This window comes from Streptomyces sp. NPDC048370 (genome assembly GCF_043200825.1).
Lineage (GTDB): Bacteria > Actinomycetota > Actinomycetes > Streptomycetales > Streptomycetaceae > Streptomyces.
Genome location: NZ_JBICYI010000013.1, coordinates 21,291 through 38,424 on the forward strand (window position 1 = coordinate 21,291; position 17,134 = coordinate 38,424).

The 17,134-nt window shown below is 69.5% G+C and carries 15 protein-coding genes and 1 riboswitch; of the genes, 9 read left to right on the plus strand and 6 right to left on the minus strand.

What is annotated here, in order from left to right; all coding sequences use genetic code 11:
- Positions 1-261 precede the first annotated feature (261 nt).
- A complete protein-coding gene (locus ACGFYP_RS25730) occupies positions 262-519 on the plus strand; it encodes a WhiB family transcriptional regulator (protein ID WP_003953983.1) in 258 nt (85 codons plus the stop codon).
- Positions 520-691: 172 nt separating this feature from the next.
- On the opposite strand, the gene ACGFYP_RS25735 is transcribed toward ACGFYP_RS25730, so the two are convergent.
- A complete protein-coding gene (locus ACGFYP_RS25735) occupies positions 692-2,158 on the minus strand; it encodes a sensor histidine kinase (protein ID WP_393498397.1) in 1,467 nt (488 codons plus the stop codon).
- 389 nt (positions 2,159-2,547) lie between these two features.
- Positions 2,548-3,153 (minus strand): TetR/AcrR family transcriptional regulator, encoded by a 606-nt coding sequence (locus tag ACGFYP_RS25740; protein ID WP_393497975.1) that lies wholly within the window; start codon positions 3,151-3,153, stop codon positions 2,548-2,550.
- An 84-nt stretch (positions 3,154-3,237) separates the two neighbouring features.
- Here ACGFYP_RS25740 and ACGFYP_RS25745 point away from each other — a divergent pair, with 84 nt between their 5' ends.
- Entirely contained in the window at positions 3,238-3,996 is a 759-nt protein-coding gene (locus tag ACGFYP_RS25745) for an SDR family oxidoreductase (RefSeq protein ID WP_393497978.1), read from the plus strand.
- A 171-nt stretch (positions 3,997-4,167) separates the two neighbouring features.
- Complete coding sequence (gene nagB / locus ACGFYP_RS25750; RefSeq protein ID WP_361964095.1) at positions 4,168-4,953, plus strand: glucosamine-6-phosphate deaminase; 786 nt, start codon at positions 4,168-4,170, stop codon at positions 4,951-4,953.
- Positions 4,954-5,030: 77 nt separating this feature from the next.
- On the opposite strand, the gene ACGFYP_RS25755 is transcribed toward nagB, so the two are convergent.
- The 4 genes from ACGFYP_RS25755 to ACGFYP_RS25770 all read right to left on the minus strand — a co-directional run bounded on the left by ACGFYP_RS25755 (position 5,031) and on the right by ACGFYP_RS25770 (position 9,787).
- A complete protein-coding gene (locus ACGFYP_RS25755) occupies positions 5,031-6,548 on the minus strand; it encodes a glycoside hydrolase family 3 protein (protein ID WP_393497982.1) in 1,518 nt (505 codons plus the stop codon).
- A gap of 9 nt (positions 6,549-6,557) precedes the next feature.
- Positions 6,558-7,442: a carbohydrate ABC transporter permease gene (locus ACGFYP_RS25760; RefSeq protein WP_393497985.1), complete on the minus strand. Its 885-nt coding sequence runs from the start codon at positions 7,440-7,442 to the stop codon at positions 6,558-6,560.
- The gene (locus ACGFYP_RS25765; RefSeq protein ID WP_361964099.1) at positions 7,439-8,431 is read right to left on the minus strand and encodes a sugar ABC transporter permease; all 993 of its coding nucleotides are present in this window, start codon (positions 8,429-8,431) and stop codon (positions 7,439-7,441) included. The genes ACGFYP_RS25760 and ACGFYP_RS25765 overlap by 4 nt, the downstream gene beginning before the upstream one ends.
- 75 nt (positions 8,432-8,506) lie before the next feature.
- Positions 8,507-9,787 (minus strand): extracellular solute-binding protein, encoded by a 1,281-nt coding sequence (locus tag ACGFYP_RS25770; protein ID WP_393497990.1) that lies wholly within the window; start codon positions 9,785-9,787, stop codon positions 8,507-8,509.
- Between the two features lie 283 nt (positions 9,788-10,070).
- Between ACGFYP_RS25770 and ACGFYP_RS25775 the strand changes: the two genes are divergently transcribed.
- From ACGFYP_RS25775 to ACGFYP_RS25800, 6 genes are all read left to right on the plus strand, one after another.
- Positions 10,071-10,835 carry a GntR family transcriptional regulator gene (locus ACGFYP_RS25775; protein WP_361767517.1) on the plus strand — a complete coding sequence of 255 codons (765 nt, stop codon included), beginning with the start codon at positions 10,071-10,073 and terminating at the stop codon, positions 10,833-10,835.
- A 114-nt stretch (positions 10,836-10,949) separates the two neighbouring features.
- Positions 10,950-11,204 carry a DUF3311 domain-containing protein gene (locus tag ACGFYP_RS25780; RefSeq protein WP_393497993.1) on the plus strand — a complete coding sequence of 85 codons (255 nt, stop codon included), beginning with the start codon at positions 10,950-10,952 and terminating at the stop codon, positions 11,202-11,204.
- Complete coding sequence (gene mctP / locus ACGFYP_RS25785; RefSeq protein WP_393497996.1) at positions 11,201-12,826, plus strand: monocarboxylate uptake permease MctP; 1,626 nt, start codon at positions 11,201-11,203, stop codon at positions 12,824-12,826. Before ACGFYP_RS25780 ends, mctP begins: the two co-directional genes overlap by 4 nt.
- 94 nt (positions 12,827-12,920) lie before the next feature.
- Complete coding sequence (locus ACGFYP_RS25790; protein WP_393498000.1) at positions 12,921-13,424, plus strand: GNAT family N-acetyltransferase; 504 nt, start codon at positions 12,921-12,923, stop codon at positions 13,422-13,424.
- A gap of 77 nt (positions 13,425-13,501) precedes the next feature.
- A riboswitch (cobalamin riboswitch) is annotated at positions 13,502-13,580 on the plus strand.
- Positions 13,581-13,729: 149 nt separating this feature from the next.
- The gene (locus ACGFYP_RS25795) at positions 13,730-16,093 is read left to right on the plus strand and encodes a ribonucleoside-diphosphate reductase subunit alpha (protein ID WP_393498003.1); all 2,364 of its coding nucleotides are present in this window, start codon (positions 13,730-13,732) and stop codon (positions 16,091-16,093) included.
- The gene (locus ACGFYP_RS25800) at positions 16,093-17,109 is read left to right on the plus strand and encodes a ribonucleotide-diphosphate reductase subunit beta (protein ID WP_393498006.1); all 1,017 of its coding nucleotides are present in this window, start codon (positions 16,093-16,095) and stop codon (positions 17,107-17,109) included. Before ACGFYP_RS25795 ends, ACGFYP_RS25800 begins: the two co-directional genes overlap by 1 nt.
- The last annotated feature ends 25 nt before the right edge of the window (positions 17,110-17,134 follow it).

The following is a 17,134-nucleotide window of genomic DNA, read 5'->3' on the forward strand; positions in this document are numbered from 1 at the left end:
AAGTACGGCTGTGACCTAGCCGACACCGAGGAATCAAAAAAAACTTTCCGGAAGGGGTTGTATCCGCTGCTGGGGTTTGGGAGTCTCTTCTTGGCGATCGGGACGGCCCGCAAGACCGGCCTCCACTGAGAGCCAGAACCCCTCCTCAATCCAAGGACCACGCCAGTTCACCTGGCAGTCGGCCCTTCCCTTGCGGGGGGATTCGTGAAAGCGTTCACATTCACAAGCAACCCGCACGTAATACCAAGAGAGGTAGCAGCCATGGACTGGCGTCACAACGCCGTTTGTCGTGAGGAAGACCCCGAGCTGTTCTTCCCCATCGGCAACACCGGTCCTGCGCTGCTGCAGATCGAGGAAGCCAAGGCCGTCTGCCGCCGCTGCCCCGTCATGGAGCAGTGCCTGCAGTGGGCGCTCGAGTCCGGCCAGGACTCCGGCGTCTGGGGTGGCCTCAGCGAGGACGAGCGCCGCGCGATGAAGCGCCGCGCCGCTCGCAACCGGGCGCGTAACGCCAGCGCCTGACGCCCCCGCGACAAGCCTGAGGCACGCGGCGCGTACATCGCGTACGCAATCACCGCTCTCGAGCCGCAGCGCGCAGTAGTAACCCACAGCATTCGAGCCCCGGACCGATCTTCTTCGGTCCGGGGCTCGCTGCTGTGTACGGGGCGAAGCCTCGCCGCCGGGCGCGGCGCGGCTACTTCTGGGGCTGTACGGGGATGTCGAGGACGACGCTGGTGCCGCGCTCCGCGCCCGGCCGCATGTCGAAGGTTCCGCCCAACTCCCCCTCCACCAGCGTCCGTACGATCTGCAGACCCAGGTTGCCCGCGCGCTGCGGGTCGAAGCCCTCCGGCAGACCGCGGCCGTCGTCCTTGACCGTGATCAGCAGCCGCGCGTCGGCGCGGGGTTCGCCGCGGACGGCCGTGACCTCGACCGTGCCGTGCTCCCCTTGGGCGAAGGCGTGCTCCAGGGCGTTCTGCAGGATCTCGGTGAGGACCATGGAGAGCGGGGTGGCGACCTCGGCGTCGAGGATGCCGAAGCGGCCGTTGCGCCGGCAGGTCACCTTGCCCGGGGAGATCTCGGCGACCATCGCGATCACGCGGTCGGCGATCTCGTCGAACTCCACCCGCTCGTCCAGGTTCTGGGAGAGCGTCTCGTGCACGATGGCGATCGAACCGACCCTGCGTACGGCCTCGTTGAGGGCTTCGCGACCCTGATCGGAGTCCATCCGGCGGGCCTGCAGGCGCAGCAGCGCGGCCACGGTCTGGAGGTTGTTCTTCACCCGGTGGTGGATCTCCCGGATGGTGGCGTCCTTGGTGATCAACTCGCGCTCGCGGCGCCGCAGTTCGGTGACGTCGCGGAGCAGGACCAGCGAACCGATGCGGGTGCCCTTGGGCTTGAGCGGGATCGCCCGGAGCTGGATCACGCCGCCGTTGCCCTCGACCTCCGCCTCTCGCGGGGCGTAGCCGGAGGCCAGCTTGACCAGGGCCTCGTCGACCGGGCCGCGGGAGGGGGCGAGTTCTGCGGTGATCTGGCCGAGGTGCTGGCCGACGAGGTCGGCGGCGAGGCCGAGCCGGTGGTACGCGGAGAGGGCGTTCGGCGACGCGTACTGGACGATGCCGTCGGCGTCGAGGCGGATGAGTCCGTCGCCGGCGCGCGGGGAGGCGTCCATGTCGACGGCCTCCCCGGGGAAGGGGAACGTTCCGGCGGCGATCATCTGGGCGAGGTCGGAGGCGGACTGGAGGTAGGTGAGCTCCAGCCGGGAGGGGGTCCGCACAGTGAGCAGGTTGGTGTTGCGGGCGATGACGCCGAGGACGCGGCCCTCGCGGCGCACGGGGATGGACTCGACCCGTACGGGAACCTCCTCGCGCCACTCCGGGTCGCCCTCGCGCACGATCCGGCCCTCGTCGAGGGCGGCGTCGAGCAGGGGGCGGCGGCCGCGCGGAACCAGGTGGCCGACCATGTCGTCCTGGTAGGAGGTCGGGCCGGTGTTGGGGCGCATCTGGGCGACGGAGACGTAGCGGGTGCCGTCCAGGGTGGGGACCCAGAGCACGAGGTCGGCGAAGGACAGGTCGGAGAGCAGCTGCCACTCCGAGACCAGCAGGTGGAGCCACTCGAGGTCGGTCTCACTCAGAGCGGTGTGCTGGCGTACGAGGTCGTTCATGGAGGGCACAGGGGCGAGCGTACCTGCGGAATCGGCGGGCGATGAACCTGGATCTCACGGCGTTCGTGTTGGAGGATGGGCCAGGAACGCGCGATGACCGATGGATGGACAGACGAGAATGGTCTAGTCCACAATGGCTGAGCAGCGTTGCTGTGAAAGACCTCCGCCCTCCCCGCACAGGAGGGCGGACGAGGTGATCGACGCTCTCTGCCCTGACTGCGTCGAGACCTCCACATACGGCCGTGGGACCGCACATCCCCGGCCGGGTAACTCCGGGCTGCGGTGCCGGACGGGTTGAGGGTCCCGTCGGGCGCCGTAGCCCGCGGGTGTTTCCGGGGGCGCGTGGGGTCTCCGAGGGCCGTGAGCCTGCGGGTGCTCCCTGGCGGCCGTCAGCGCGCGGTCGGTGGCGGCCAGAAGCGCATCGCCGCCTCCGCGACCGCCTCGAGCTCCGCCCTCGTCGCCCCGTCGCGCGACTGCTGGGACATGCCCTGGAGGACCGCGCCGTAGAGCCTGGCCAGGGCGCCGGCGTCCGCGTCGGCGGGCAGCTCGCCCGCGTCGACGCCCCGGCGGATCCGCTCCTCGAACGACTGCAGGTTGCGCGCGCGCCGCTCCCGCAGGACCTGCTCGACCTCGGGGTTCGAGCAGTTGGCCGCGGCGGAGATCATCAGGCAGCCGCGCGGGTGGGACGGGTCGGTGAAGACGTCCGCCGCCTCCCGGAGCATCCGGCCGAACGCGCCGCGCGCCGTCGGCTCCTGCTCGAAGGCCCGGCCGCCGTACGAGCCGTACGAGACGGCGTAGGCCTCCACGACCTCCTCGAACAGGGCCTTCTTGTCGCCGAAGGCCGCGTAGAGGCTGGGCGCGCTGATGCCCATGGCGCGGGTGAGGTCGGAGACGGAGGTGGTCTCGTACCCGTTCTCCCAGAACGCCATCGTGGCCTGCTCCAGCGCCGTGAGGCGGTCGAAGGAGCGGGGGCGGCCGCGCTGTCCTGTCGTCATGACGCCAATTCTATAGCGAGCACTACGGAAGTGGTGCTACGGTCATTTCTGTAACGACCACTACGGAAATGAGGGGGGCGTCCCATGGGTGCGCTCACAGGGAAGACGGCGCTGGTCACGGGCGGCAGCCGGGGCATCGGGCGGGGCATCGCCGAGCGGCTCGGCCGGGACGGCGCGCGGGTCGCGGTGCACTACGGGACCAATGAGGCGGCCGCGAAGGAGACCGTCGCGACGATCGAGGCGGCGGGCGGCGAGGCGTTCGCGATCGGCCAGGAGCTCGGGACGGAGGGGGACGCGGCGGCGCTCTGGGAGCGGTTCGACGAGCGGGCGGGCGCGGACGGGCTCGACATCCTCGTCAACAACGCGGGGATCGCGGCCTCGCAGCCGTTCGCGACGATCGACGAGGCGGAGTACGACCGGGTCTTCGCGGTGAACACGAAGGCGCCGTTCTTCCTCGCGCAGCGGGGCGCGGAGCGGCTGCGCGACGGGGGCCACATCATCAACGTCTCCACCGGTCTGAGCCAGGCCGCGATGATGCCCGAGCTGATCGCGTACGCGATGTCCAAGAGCGCACTCGACACGTTCACGCGCTATCTGTCCAAGGTGCTGGGCGGCCGGGGCATCACGGTCAACGCGGTGGCGCCCGGGATCGTGGACACGGACATCAACGCGGCCTGGCTGCGCGGGGACGACGAGGCGTGGGCGGGCGCGGCGGCGCTCTCGACGCTGGGTCGGGTCGGCCGGCCCGAGGACATAGCCGATGTGGTGGCCTTCCTGGCCTCGCACGACGCGCGCTGGATCACGGGGCAGTGGATCGACGCGACGGGGGGTTCGATCGCCTGACCGGGGTGGGGCTCCGGTGGCTGCGGGGGCGGTCCCGTTCGACCATGGGGATGGCGCCGTCCACCGGTCGGAAGGGCCTGAGCGGACGGCCTCCGCTCTGCTAGATTGAACTTTGATTGGTCTATACCACCAGGCCCCTCACCAGCCCCTCACCAGATCGGCAGGCACAGCGTGGAAGTTGTCATCGTCCCGGACGCCACGGCAGGCGGAGAGCTCATCGCGGACGGCATCGCCGGCCTCCTGCGCCGCAAGCCCGACGCGCTGCTCGGCGTTGCCACCGGCTCTACTCCGCTGCCCATCTACGAGGCCCTGATCGCCCAGGTCAAGGCCGGTTCCGTGGACGCCTCGCGCGCCCGGATCGCTCAGCTGGACGAGTACGTCGGGCTGCCCACCGGGCACCCGGAGTCCTACCGCTCCACCGTGCTGCGTCAGGTCGTCGAGCCGCTCGGGCTCTCGCAGGACGCGTTCCTCGGCCCCGACGGCTCGGCCGAGGACGTCCAGGCGGCCTGCGAGGCGTACGACCTGGCCCTGCGCGAGGCCGGCGGTGTCGACCTGCAGATCCTCGGCATCGGGACCGACGGGCACATCGGCTTCAACGAGCCGTGCTCCTCGCTCGCCTCCCGGACGCGGATCAAGACGCTCACCGAGCAGACCCGCGTCGACAACGCGCGCTTCTTCGACAACGACATCGAGCAGGTGCCGCACCACGTCATCACCCAGGGCATCGGCACCATCCTGGAGGCCCGGCACCTGGTGCTCCTGGCGACGGGCGAGGGCAAGGCCGACGCCGTGGCCCAGACCGTCGAGGGCCCGGTCGCCGCGATCGTGCCGGCCTCGGCGCTGCAGCTGCACCCGCACGCCACGGTCGTCGTGGACGAGGCCGCCGCGTCCAAGCTGAAGCTCGCGGACTACTTCCGCCACACCTTCGCCAACAAGCCCGCCTGGCAGGGCATCTAGGACCTGTCGGTACGCAAGAGGGCCCGGCACCTGGTTCAGGTGCCGGGCCCTTTCCCGTACCGCTCTCGGATCCCGCCTCAGATGCCGACGATGGTCTCCGCCGCCGCGCGGCCGCAGACCCGGGCCGCGCCGTGCGTGGCGATGTGCAGGGCGCCGCGGGGCGGGGCCTGGTTCAGGCCCATCTCCACCACGACGGTGTCCGGGCGGGCCGCGAGCAGGGCGTCCAGAGCCTCGGTCATCCACGGGTGCCGGTGGGCGTCCCTGACGACCGCGACGATCCGCCGCTCCTTCGCGGCGGCGAGCACGGCGTCCACCGAAGGATCGTCGAACGCGCCGGTCTCGGTGCCGGGCAGCAGCCGCTCCAGCTCGGCCGCGACACCCCAGGGCGTCTCGTCACCCACGGCGATGTTGGCGACCGGGGTGAAGGCGGCGACGTAGGGGGCGCTGGTCAGCGGCGTGTACGGCAGCTCCCCCGGCGTGACGGCGACGGCCCGGCGGGCGGCGACGAGTCCGATCTCGGTGCCGGGCGCGGTCCCCTCCTGCACTGCCGCGCCCGGCCCCGATCCAGCCCCCCTGGCCCGGTGCGCCTGGGTCCAGGCCGCCAGGGCGCGTACACGCGCCGCGGCGTCGGCCAGCCGCTCCTCGGGCAGTTCACCGGTCCGTACCGCTTCGACCAGCGCGTCGCGCAGCCGCAGTACGGTGTCCTCGTCGGCCAGCCCGCCGCCGACGCAGATGGCGTCGGCGCCCGCGGCGATCGCGAGGACGGATCCGCGCTCGATGCCGTACGTCGACGCGATGGCCTGCATCTCCATGCCATCGGTGACGATCAGCCCCTCGAAGCCCAGCTCCTGGCGGAGCAGACCGGTCAGGATCTGCGGGCTCAGGGTCGCCGGGCGCTCGGGGTCGAGCGCGGAGAGAAGGATATGCGCGCTCATGACGGCTTTGGTACCCGCGGCGATCGCGGCGCGGAAAGGTGCCAGCTCACGGGCGTGCAGTGTGGCGAGGTCCACATCGATGCGGGGCATCGCGTGGTGCGAGTCCACGTTGGTGTCGCCGTGTCCGGGGAAGTGCTTGGTGCAGGCGGCGACACCGACGGCCTGCAGGCCCTCGATGTACGCCACGGTGTGCCGGGAGACCAGGTCGGTGCCGGAGCCGAAGGACCGGACGCCGATGACCGGGTTGTCGACGTTGGAGTTCACGTCGGCGGACGGCGCCCAGTTGAGGTCGACCCCGCAGGCGGCGAGCCGACGGCCGAGCTCCTCGGCGACGGCCCGGGTGAGGTCGACGTCGTCGACCGCGCCGAGGGCGTAGTTGCCGGGGAAGGAGGAGCCGCTCCGGACCTCCAGGCGGGTGACGTCTCCGCCCTCCTCGTCGATGGCGACGAGGACGTCGTCCCGCTCGGCCCGCAGCTGGGCGGTGAGCGCGGCGAGCTGCCCGGGAGAGGCGATGTTCCGGCCGAAGAGGCCGACGGAGGAGAGGCCCTCACCGATCCTGCGGAGCAGCCAGTCGGGCGCGGTGGTGCCGACGAACCCGGGCTGCAGGACCGTGAGCGCGTCACGGGTCAGGGTGTCCGATGCGCTTACGAGTGTGGTCATGAGGCGGCGTTATCCCTTCACCGCGCCGGCCGTCAGGCCCGCGGCCATCTTGCGCTGGACGAGGAGGAAGAGGATCACGATGGGGACGGCCATCATGGTGGAGCCCGCCATCATCGGGGCGTACTCGGTGCCGTTCTTCGTGATGAAGTTGCCGAGCCAGACGGTGGCCGTCTGGTTCTGCTGGCTCATCAGCATCAGCGCGTACAGGTACTCGTTCCACGCCTGGATGAAGCCGTAGACGGAGGTGGCGACCATGCCGGGGGCGAGCAGCGGGAAGACGACCCGGATGAACGCGCCCGTGCGGGTGCAGCCGTCGACCTGGGCGGCCTCCTCCAGCTCCTTCGGGATGTTGACGATGAATCCGCGCAGCGTCCACACCGTGAAGGGGAGGATGAAGGTCAGGTAGGTGATGATCAGGCCGCTGATCTTGTCGTACTGGCCCAGGTCGTTGAGCATCAGGAAGACCGGGATGATCATCGCGACGAGCGGGACCATCTGGACGGCGAGGATGCCGACGATGACGATCTTGCGGCCCCGGAAGGCGAAGCGCGAGATCGCGAGCGCCGCCAGCATGCCGACGATGATGCCGATGACGACGACCACGGACGAGACGATGAGGCTTCGGGTGACCGGTCCCCAGAAGTCCGCGATCTCCAGGGCACGCTTGAAGTTCTCCAGCGTGAAGACCGAGGGGAAGAAGTGCGGGTTCGGGTCGATGGCGTCCTTGGCCGGCTTGAAGGCCGTGTTGACCATCCAGTAGACCGGGAAGCCGATCGTGACGAAGACGAGGAGCCCGAGCAGGTTCCAGCCGAGCTTGGTCTTGCGGCGGCGGGTGACGGGGCGCGGGGCGGCGGGTGCCTTCGCGACGGCGGGAGCAGCGGTGTCCGTGGTCACTCCACTTCTCCGATCTTGAGCATCTGCCGCATGTACACGGCGACCACGCCGAGCAGCAGGACGACGGTGACGAGCGCGATCGCGGAGCCGGTGCCGTAGTCGTTGACGACGAACGCCTTGTCGAACGAGTACGTGGTGAGCAGCTGGAACTCCGCCTCGGGGTGGCCGTTGCGCATCACGTAGACCTGCGGGAAGACGCCCATGTCCCAGATGACCGAGAGGGTCGTCAGCATGACGATGATCGGCTTCAGGATCGGCAGGGTGACGAAGCGGAAGACGCCCCAGGCTCCGGCGCCGTCGAGGCGGGCGGCCTCCTCCAGCTCCTTGGGCACCTGGGTCAGACCGGCGCTCAGGGTGATGACGACGAAGGGCACGGCGCCCCAGACGACGAGCAGCATGATGACGGCGAGGCCCTGCGGGCCGCTGGCGAACCAGTTGTGGCCGATCATGTCGACGCCCGGGATCTTGCTGAGCAGCCAGTTGAGGACGCCGTAGTCGGCGTCGAAGAGCCACTTGAAGATGGCGGTGGCGACGATGAGGGGCATGCCCCAACTCGCCACGAGCGCGATGTTGATGAGCATCTTGACCCAGCCGGAGACCCGCTGGAGCAGCAGGGCTATCAGCATGCCGAGGACCATGGTGAGGACCACGGCGCCGCCGGCGAAGATCACGGTGCGCAGGACGACGGCCCAGAACTCGCCGTCACCGAGGATCTTGGTGAAGTTGTCGAGGCCGGCCCACTCCGCCTCCTGGAAGCCCCAGAGCTGGGGCTGTCCGAAGACCTGGAAGGAGAGGGTGACCAGGCGCACGAGCGGATAGCCGAGCACCAGGAGCAGGATGAGCAGGCAGGGCGCGAGCAGCAGCCAGGGGATCCCACCCCCGCCCGCGGTCGGCTTCTTCCCGGGCTTCGGGGTACCGGCTCCGGAGCCGGATGGTGGCGATTGCCGCACCGGCGGCACCTTCGCGGTGGTTGTGTCTGCGGCACTCATCCCGTGCTCCTCAGCGATCCCTCTCGTGGTACGGGAAGCAGGGCCCCGTCGTCGCGACGGGGCCCTGCCCATAGGTCACTTGGTGTTGATGACCTTGTCGATCGCGGCGTCCGCGTCCTTCGCGGCGGCGTCGACCGACTTCTTGCCGTTGGCGATCTCGATGAGCATCGTCTTGAGGATCTGGGCCTTCTCGACCTGGCCCCAGCCCGGGGCGGTCGGCACGAACCAGCTGGACTCGGCGGCGGTGGCCGCGACGGTGGTGGCCGGGTCGGCCTTCAGGGGGGCGAGGTCCGCCTTGTTGTTGGGCAGGTTGCCCTTGGCGACGAGGCCCTTCTGGCCCTCGGCGCCGGTGAAGGCGGCGATCCACTCGGCCGCGACGCCCTGCGCCTTGGACTTGACCGGGATGGCCAGGTCCGAGCCGCCGAGGAAGACGGGGAGGTTCTTGCCGGACGGGCCGGGCATGACGAAGTTCTCGAGCTTGTCCTTCAGCCCGCCGACCTTGTCGCTCTTCGGGTCGGCCGCGGTGGCGCCCTCCCAGCCGGCGGCGAACATCGTGGCGGCGTTGCCCTGGCCGAAGACGACCGGGCGGTCGGACTCGTCCTTGGTCTTGTCGCCGTGCATGTACTTGTCGACGATGTTCTTGTACTCGTTGAGGCCCTTGAGGGACTCGGGCGAGGAGAGGCTCGCCTTCCAGGTCTCGCCCTCCTGCTTGGCGATGGAGCCGCCGGCGTCGAAGACGAAGGACATCGCGGCGTACCAGTCGGGCGACGGCTGGTACCAGGCGCTGAACTTGTCGCCCTTCTTCTTCTGGATGGCGTCGAGAGCGGCGGTCAGCTCGGCCCAGGTCTTCGGGGCGGCCTTGACGCCCGCCTCGGCGGCGATGTCCTTGCGCCAGGTGCCCACGCGGCCACCGGCGTAGTAGGGGACGCCGTAGGTCTTGCCGTTGTAGGTGACCGAGTCCTTGAGGGCGTCGAGCCACTTGTCCGAGTTCTCGAACTTCGAGGCGTCGACCTCGGCGAAGGCACCCTTGGCCATGTAGCTGATCATCTCGGAGTTGCCCATTTCGACAACGTCCGGGGCCTTGTCCGTGGCGAGCACCGCGTCGAGCTTGGTGTTCTTGTCCGGCCAGCCGTAGTACTCGTGGTTGATCTTGATGCCGGGGTGCTTCTTCGTCACCGCGTCGTCGGCGGCCTTGACCAGCTCGGGCCAGTTGTTCTGGGCGTCGACCGTCAGCCAGACGGTCAGCTCCTTGGCGTCTCCGCCGGCGTTGTCCCCGCTCTTGTCGGTACCGCCACATGCCGCGACGCCGACCATGATGCCCGCGACGCCGATCGCCGCGATGAGCTTGCGCTTCACGCCACCCTCCTCAGGGATGCCTGCAACCCCCCCACCGCGCGAAGACATACGTCGAGTAGTGCTCGTGGGGCTGGGACCTGGTCTTTAATGGTTTAGACCAGTACCCGGAGCTTGGCCTAGACCTTTAGGGGTGTCAAGGGTGTATAAGAAGGGCAGTCGCGTCCGTTATCGGACCGACACCTGAGGGAGGGCGACGACCCGTGACCGGTCCGTGCCACCATGTGAGCCGCGACAGACGGAGGAGCCGGTGACGGCAGCAGCACAGGAGTCGGGAAGGCAGGCCATGGCCACGGACGCGGGCAGCACGGAGAAAGAGGGCGGGGTCGCCACCCGCACCGCGCGCGTGCCGAAGTACTACCGACTGAAGCGGCACTTGCTCGACATGACGGAGACCCTGCCGCCCGGCACCCCCGTCCCGCCCGAGCGCACCCTGGCCGCCGAGTTCGACACCTCGCGCACCACCGTGCGCCAGGCCCTCCAGGAGCTGGTCGTCGAGGGCCGGCTGGAGCGGATCCAGGGCAAGGGCACGTTCGTCGCCAAGCCCAAGGTCTCGCAGGCGCTGCAGCTCACCTCGTACACCGAGGACATGCGCGCCCAGGGCCTGGAGCCCACCTCGCAGTTGCTCGACATCGGGTACGTGACGGCCGACGACACCCTCGCCGGGCTGCTCGACATCTCCCCCGGCGGGCGCGTGCTGCGCATCGAGCGGCTGCGGCTCGCGAGCGGCGAGCCGATGGCGATCGAGACCACGCACCTCTCGGCCAAGCGCTTCCCCGCGCTGCGCCGTTCGCTGGTGAAGTACACCTCGCTCTACACCGCCCTCGCCGAGGTGTACGACGTGCACCTCGCCGAGGCCGAGGAGACCATCGAGACCTCGCTCGCCACGCCGCGCGAGGCGGGCCTGCTCGGTACGGACGTGGGCCTGCCGATGCTGATGCTCTCCCGCCACTCGCTGGACGCCCAGGGCGAGCCGGTCGAGTGGGTGCGCTCGGTGTACCGCGGCGACCGATACAAGTTCGTTGCACGACTCAAGCGCCCCAACGGCTGACAAAAGACCTCACACCCACCGTCCGCTATCCGGACAGGGGTTCCATACCGCGAAACCGTCCCCTAGATTTCCTGCGCATTACAACAGGTGATCAGCGAGGGGACGGTCCGCCGTATGTCGGAAGAGACACAGGGGAAACAACCAACCGTCACGCCCCTACGGGTCGTCGTGGCGCTCTGCCTGTTCGCCCCGTTCGTGGCGATGCTCTGGGTGAGTTCGTACGCGAAGGTCGAGCCGACGTTCATCGGCATCCCGTTCTTCTACTGGTACCAGATGGCGTGGGTCGTCATCTCGACCGCGCTGACGATGGTCGCGTACAAGCTCTGGCAGCGTGACCAGCGCGCCCGGAAGGCAGGTGCGTCGCGATGAACGACGGAGTGAACGGCGTCGCACTCGCCGTCTTCATATTCTTCTTCCTGGCCGTCACGGTCATGGGCTTCCTCGCCTCGCGCTGGCGCAGGGCCGAGAACGAGAACAGCCTCGACGAGTGGGGCCTCGGCGGCCGCTCGTTCGGCACCTGGGTCACCTGGTTCCTGCTCGGCGGCGACCTCTACACCGCGTACACCTTCGTCGCCGTCCCGGCGGCGATCTACGCGGCGGGCGCGGCCGGCTTCTTCGCCGTGCCGTACACGATCCTGGTCTACCCGCTGATCTTCACCTTCCTGCCCCGCCTCTGGTCGGTGTCGCACAAGCACGGGTACGTCACCACCTCGGACTTCGTCCGCGGCCGCTTCGGCTCCAAGGGCCTGTCGCTCGCGGTCGCCGTCACCGGCATCCTCGCGACCATGCCGTACATCGCGCTCCAGTTGGTCGGCATCCAGGCCGTCCTGGACGTGATGGGCGTCGGCGGCGGCGAGAACACGCACTGGTTCATCAAGGACCTGCCGCTGCTCATCGCCTTCGGTGTCCTCGCCGCGTACACCTACTCCTCGGGTCTGCGCGCCCCGGCGCTCATCGCCTTCGTCAAGGACACCCTGATCTACATCGTCATCGCGGTGGCGATCATCTACATCCCGATCAAGCTGGGCGGCTTCGACGAGATCTTCGCCAAGGCCGGCGAGGCGTACGCGACGATCAACCCGGCGACCGACAAGCCGCGCGGCGCGCTGGTCCCGGGCGAGATGGGCCAGTGGGGCTACGCGACGCTCGCGCTCGGCTCGGCGCTCGCGCTCTTCATGTACCCGCACTCGATCACGGCGACGCTCTCCTCGCGCAGCCGTGACGTGATCCGCCGCAACACCACGATCCTGCCGCTGTACTCGCTGATGCTGGGTCTGCTCGCGCTGCTCGGCTTCATGGCGATCGCCGCCGGGGTCAAGGTCTCCAACGGTCAGCTGGCGATCCCGCAGCTGTTCGAGAACATGTTCCCGGACTGGTTCGCGGGCGTGGCCTTTGCCGCCATCGGCATCGGCGCGCTCGTACCGGCCGCGATCATGTCGATCGCCGCGGCCAACCTCTTCACCCGCAACATCTACAAGGACTTCCTGAAGCCGGACGCCACGCCGGAGCAGGAGACCAAGGTGTCCAAGCTGGTGTCGCTGCTGGTCAAGGTCGGCGCGCTGGCCTTCGTCCTCACCATGGACAAGACCGTCGCGATCAACTTCCAGCTGCTCGGCGGCATCTGGATCCTGCAGACCCTCCCGGCGCTCGTCGGCGGTCTGTTCACCCGCTGGTTCCACCGCTGGGCGCTGCTCGCCGGCTGGGCCGTCGGCATGGTCTACGGCACGGCGGCGGCGTACGGCGTGGCCAGCCCGACCCAGAAGCACTTCGGCGGCTCGTCCGCCGAGATCCCGGGCATCGGCGAGATCGGCTACATCGGTCTCACCGCCTTCGTGATCAACGTCGTCGTCACCGTCGTCCTGACCTTCGTCCTGAAGGCCCTCAAGGCGCCGGAGGGCGTCGACGAGACCTCGCCGTCGGACTACACGGCGGACGCGGGCGACCCGGGCGTCCAGTCCGAGATGCCGAAGCTCGGCGCGAGCTCACACTGACGCCGTAGCGCACCACCGCACCACACGAGGGCCCGGGGTTTCCGAGCGGAAATCCCCGGGCCCTTCGCCGTGCCCCTCGGGCAGACTGCGGGCCATGGACATCACGATCAGGGCGGTACGGCCCGAGGAGTACGAGACGCTCGGCGAACTGACGGCGGGGACCTACCTGGGCGACGGCCTGCTCTTCTTCGGCGCGGAGGACCCCTATCTGCCGGTCCTCGCGGACGTCGCCGGTCGGGCCGCGGAGGCCGAGGTGCTCGTCGCCGACGACGGCGCGGGCCGGATCGTCGGCGGCATCACCTTCGTGCCGGGCGGCACGCGTTGGGCGGACGTGGCGCGGGCCGACGAGGCCGAGTTCCGGATGCTGGTGGTCGCTCCCGGCGCACGCGGCCGGGGCATCGGCGAGGCACTGGTCCGGGCATGCGTGGAGCGGGCCCGGGCGCTGCCCGGCTGTGCCCGGATCGTGCTGTCGACGGACCCCCAGATGGCCGCCGCCCACCGCGTGTACGAGCGGATGGGATTCGTACGGACCCCGGAACGGGACTGGTCGCCGATACCGGACATAGAGCCGCTGCTCACCTACGCCCTGGAGCTATGACGCGACGCGACACAACATGTGGGGGGTGCCACGAGCGGCGCCCCCCACATGTATGCTCATCCTCGCTGTCGTCGCAGGGGAATCCGGTGCGAATCCGGAACTGTCCCGCAACGGTGTGCTTTTGACGGCTTCGTCCGTCCGGTCAGTCCGAAGACCTGCCGACAGCGCGCCCGGTTCTTCCGTTCCGGGTGCCACAGACGTCCGGGCCTCGCGGAGTGGGCCGTGGCGCGGCTGCCCCCTGCCTTCGGGGAGCCGCCGCCCGCCTCCCCCGCGCCGGCCCCGAGCCGAGCGAGGGAGAGCCCCACGTGACCATCGCGCCCGCCGATCCGGCCGCAGCGATCGAGAGCGACGGACCCGGGACCGTGCTTCTGCGGACCCTGACCGACCTCACCGCCGACCTCACCGACACCGACCCCGGCAAGGTCGCCGCCGCCGCGCTGCGCGGCCGCAACGCCGGTTCGGACGAGGCGGAGCTGCGCGAGCTGGCCACCGAGGCGGCCGCGGGTCTGATCGCCGAGGACCCGGCCTACTCCCGGCTCGCGGCCCGGCTGCTCACGATCACGATCGCGGACGAGGCGGCCTCGCAGGGCTCGGTCTGCTTCTCCGCGTCGGTCGCCGTGGGCCACCACGAGGGCCTGATCGCCGACCGCACCGCCGACTTCGTCAAGCTGCACGCCGAGCGTCTCGACGCGCTCATCGACGGCGAAGCGGACGACCGCTTCGGCTACTTCGGTCTGCGCACCCTGTACTCGCGCTACCTCCTGCGCCACCCGATCACCCGCAAGGTGATCGAGACCCCGCAGCACTTCATGCTGCGCGTCGCCGCGGGTCTCGCCGAGGACGACAGCGTCCGCGCCCTCGACGAGGTCGCCGCGCTGTACGGGCTGATGAGCCGGCTGGACTACCTGCCCTCCTCCCCCACGCTCTTCAACTCCGGCACCCGTCACCCGCAGATGTCCTCCTGCTACCTCCTGGACTCCCCGCAGGACGAGCTGGACTCCATCTACGACCGGTACCACCAGGTCGCGCGCCTCTCGAAGCACGCGGGCGGCATCGGCCTCTCGTACTCCCGCATCCGCGCCCGCGGTTCGCTGATCCGCGGCACCAACGGGCACTCCAACGGCATCGTGCCGTTCCTGAAGACGCTGGACGCCTCGGTGGCGGCCGTGAACCAGGGCGGGCGGCGCAAGGGCGCGGCCGCGGTCTACCTGGAGACCTGGCACGCGGACATCGAGGAGTTCCTGGAGCTGCGCGACAACACCGGTGAGGACGCCCGGCGTACGCACAACCTGAACCTGGCGCACTGGATCCCGGACGAGTTCATGCGCCGGGTCAACGCGGACGCCGAGTGGTCGCTGTTCTCCCCGGCGGACGTGCCCGAGCTCGTCGACCTGTGGGGCGAGGAGTTCGACGCCGCGTACCGCGCCGCCGAGGCGAAGGGCCTGGCCCGCAAGACCATGCCGGCCCGCGACCTGTACGGCCGGATGATGCGGACCCTGGCCCAGACCGGCAACGGCTGGATGACCTTCAAGGACGCCTCGAACCGTACGGCCAACCAGACCGCCGAGCCGGGCCACACGGTCCACTCCTCCAACCTCTGCACGGAGATCCTGGAGGTCACGGACGACGGCGAGACCGCGGTCTGCAACCTGGGTTCGGTCAACCTCGGCGCGTTCGTCGTCGGTTCGGACATCGACTGGGAGCGGCTCGACGCGACCGTCCGTACGGCCGTCACGTTCCTCGACCGGGTCGTGGACATCAACTTCTACCCGACCGAGCAGGCCGGCCGCTCCAACGCCCGCTGGCGCCCGGTGGGCCTGGGCGCGATGGGCCTCCAGGACGTCTTCTTCCAGCTGAAGCTGCCGTTCGACTCGGCCGAGGCGCGCGCGCTGTCCACCCGTATCGCCGAGCGGATCATGCTCGCCGCGTACGAGGCCTCCGCCGACCTCGCCGAGCGCAACGGCCCGGTGCCGGCCTGGGACAAGACCCGCGCCGCGCGCGGTGTCCTGCACCCCGACCACTACGACGTCGAGCTCAACTGGCCCGAGCGCTGGGCCGCGCTGCGCGAGCGGATCGCGACCGTCGGCATGCGCAACAGCCTGCTGCTCGCCATCGCGCCGACGGCGACGATCGCCTCGATCGCGGGCGTGTACGAGTGCATCGAGCCGCAGGTCTCCAACCTGTTCAAGCGCGAGACGCTGTCGGGCGAGTTCCTCCAGGTCAACTCGTACCTGGTGCAGGAGCTCAAGCGGCTCGGCGTGTGGGACGCGCAGACCCGTGAGGCGCTGCGCGAGTCCAACGGCTCGGTGGCCGGCTTCACCTGGGTCCCGGCCGAGGTGCGCGAGCTGTACCGCACGGCGTGGGAGATCCCGCAGCGCGGTCTGATCGACATGGCGGCCGCCCGCACCCCGTTCCTGGACCAGTCGCAGTCGCTGAACCTGTTCCTGGAGACGCCGACCATCGGCAAGCTGTCGTCGATGTACGCGTACGCCTGGAAGCAGGGCCTGAAGACGACGTACTACCTGCGCTCCCGCCCGGCGACGCGGATCGCCCGCGCGGCCCAGGCCGCCGCGCCCACCGCCGCCACCATCCCCGTCCAGCAGGTCGCCGACCCCGACGCCGTCGCCTGCTCCCTTGAGAACCCCGAGTCCTGCGAGGCCTGCCAGTAATGAGCTCCAACGATCAGAAGAACCTGCTTGACCCGGGCTTCGAGCTGACTCTCCGCCCCATGCGCTACCCGGACTTCTACGAGCGCTACCGGGACGCGATCAAGAACACCTGGACGGTCGAGGAGGTCGACCTCCACTCGGACGTCGCCGACCTCGCCAAGCTGACGCCGGGTGAGCAGCACATGATCGGCCGCCTCGTCGCGTTCTTCGCGACCGGCGACTCGATCGTGGCGAACAACCTCGTGCTGACGCTGTACAAGCACATCAACTCCCCCGAGGCGCGGCTGTACCTCTCGCGCCAGCTGTTCGAGGAGGCCGTGCACGTCCAGTTCTATCTGACGCTGCTCGACACCTACCTGCCCGACCCGGAGGACCGCGCCGCCGCGTTCGACGCGGTGGAGAACATCCCCTCCATCCGCGAGAAGGCGCAGTTCTGCTTCAAGTGGATGGACTCGGTCGAGAAGATCGACCGCCTGGAGACCCAGGCCGACCGCCGCCGCTTCCTGCTGAACCTGATCTGCTTCGCCGCGTGCATCGAGGGCCTGTTCTTCTACGGCGCCTTCGCCTACGTGTACTGGTTCCGGTCCCGCGGTCTGCTGCACGGTCTCGCGACCGGCACCAACTGGGTGTTCCGCGACGAGACGATGCACATGAACTTCGCCTTCGAGGTCGTGGACACCGTCCGCAAGGAGGAGCCGGAGCTCTTCGACGACGCCCTCAAGGAGCAAGTCGTCGACATGCTCAAGGAGGCCGTGGAGGCCGAGCTGCAGTTCGGCCGTGACCTGTGCGGCGACGGACTGCCGGGCATGAACACCGAGTCGATGCGCGAGTACCTCCAGTGCGTCGCCGACCAGCGTCTGGTCCGTCTCGGCTTCGCCCCGGTCTACGGCTCCGAGAACCCGTTCGGGTTCATGGAGCTCCAGGGCGTCCAGGAGCTGACGAACTTCTTCGAGCGCCGTCCGTCCGCCTACCAGGTGGCGGTCGAGGGCTCGGTCGACCTGGACGAGGACTTCTAGGCCTTCCAGGACTTCTGGGTCTTCC

Bases quoted from the DNA above. Each gene is read 5' to 3' on its own strand.
- ACGFYP_RS25790 (WP_393498000.1), top strand. From the start codon at position 12,921: ATGGACATCACGATCAGGGCGGTACGGCCCGAGGAGTACGAGACGCTC.
- ACGFYP_RS25755 (WP_393497982.1), bottom strand. From the start codon at position 6,548: ATGACCACACTCGTAAGCGCATCGGACACCCTGACCCGTGACGCGCTC.
- ACGFYP_RS25775 (WP_361767517.1), top strand. From the start codon at position 10,071: ATGGCCACGGACGCGGGCAGCACGGAGAAAGAGGGCGGGGTCGCCACC.
- ACGFYP_RS25730 (WP_003953983.1), top strand. From the start codon at position 262: ATGGACTGGCGTCACAACGCCGTTTGTCGTGAGGAAGACCCCGAGCTG.
- ACGFYP_RS25800 (WP_393498006.1), top strand. From the start codon at position 16,093: ATGAGCTCCAACGATCAGAAGAACCTGCTTGACCCGGGCTTCGAGCTG.
- mctP (WP_393497996.1), top strand. From the start codon at position 11,201: ATGAACGACGGAGTGAACGGCGTCGCACTCGCCGTCTTCATATTCTTC.
- ACGFYP_RS25780 (WP_393497993.1), top strand. From the start codon at position 10,950: ATGTCGGAAGAGACACAGGGGAAACAACCAACCGTCACGCCCCTACGG.
- ACGFYP_RS25735 (WP_393498397.1), bottom strand. From the start codon at position 2,158: ATGAACGACCTCGTACGCCAGCACACCGCTCTGAGTGAGACCGACCTC.
- ACGFYP_RS25740 (WP_393497975.1), bottom strand. From the start codon at position 3,153: ATGACGACAGGACAGCGCGGCCGCCCCCGCTCCTTCGACCGCCTCACG.
- ACGFYP_RS25745 (WP_393497978.1), top strand. From the start codon at position 3,238: ATGGGTGCGCTCACAGGGAAGACGGCGCTGGTCACGGGCGGCAGCCGG.
- ACGFYP_RS25765 (WP_361964099.1), bottom strand. From the start codon at position 8,431: ATGAGTGCCGCAGACACAACCACCGCGAAGGTGCCGCCGGTGCGGCAA.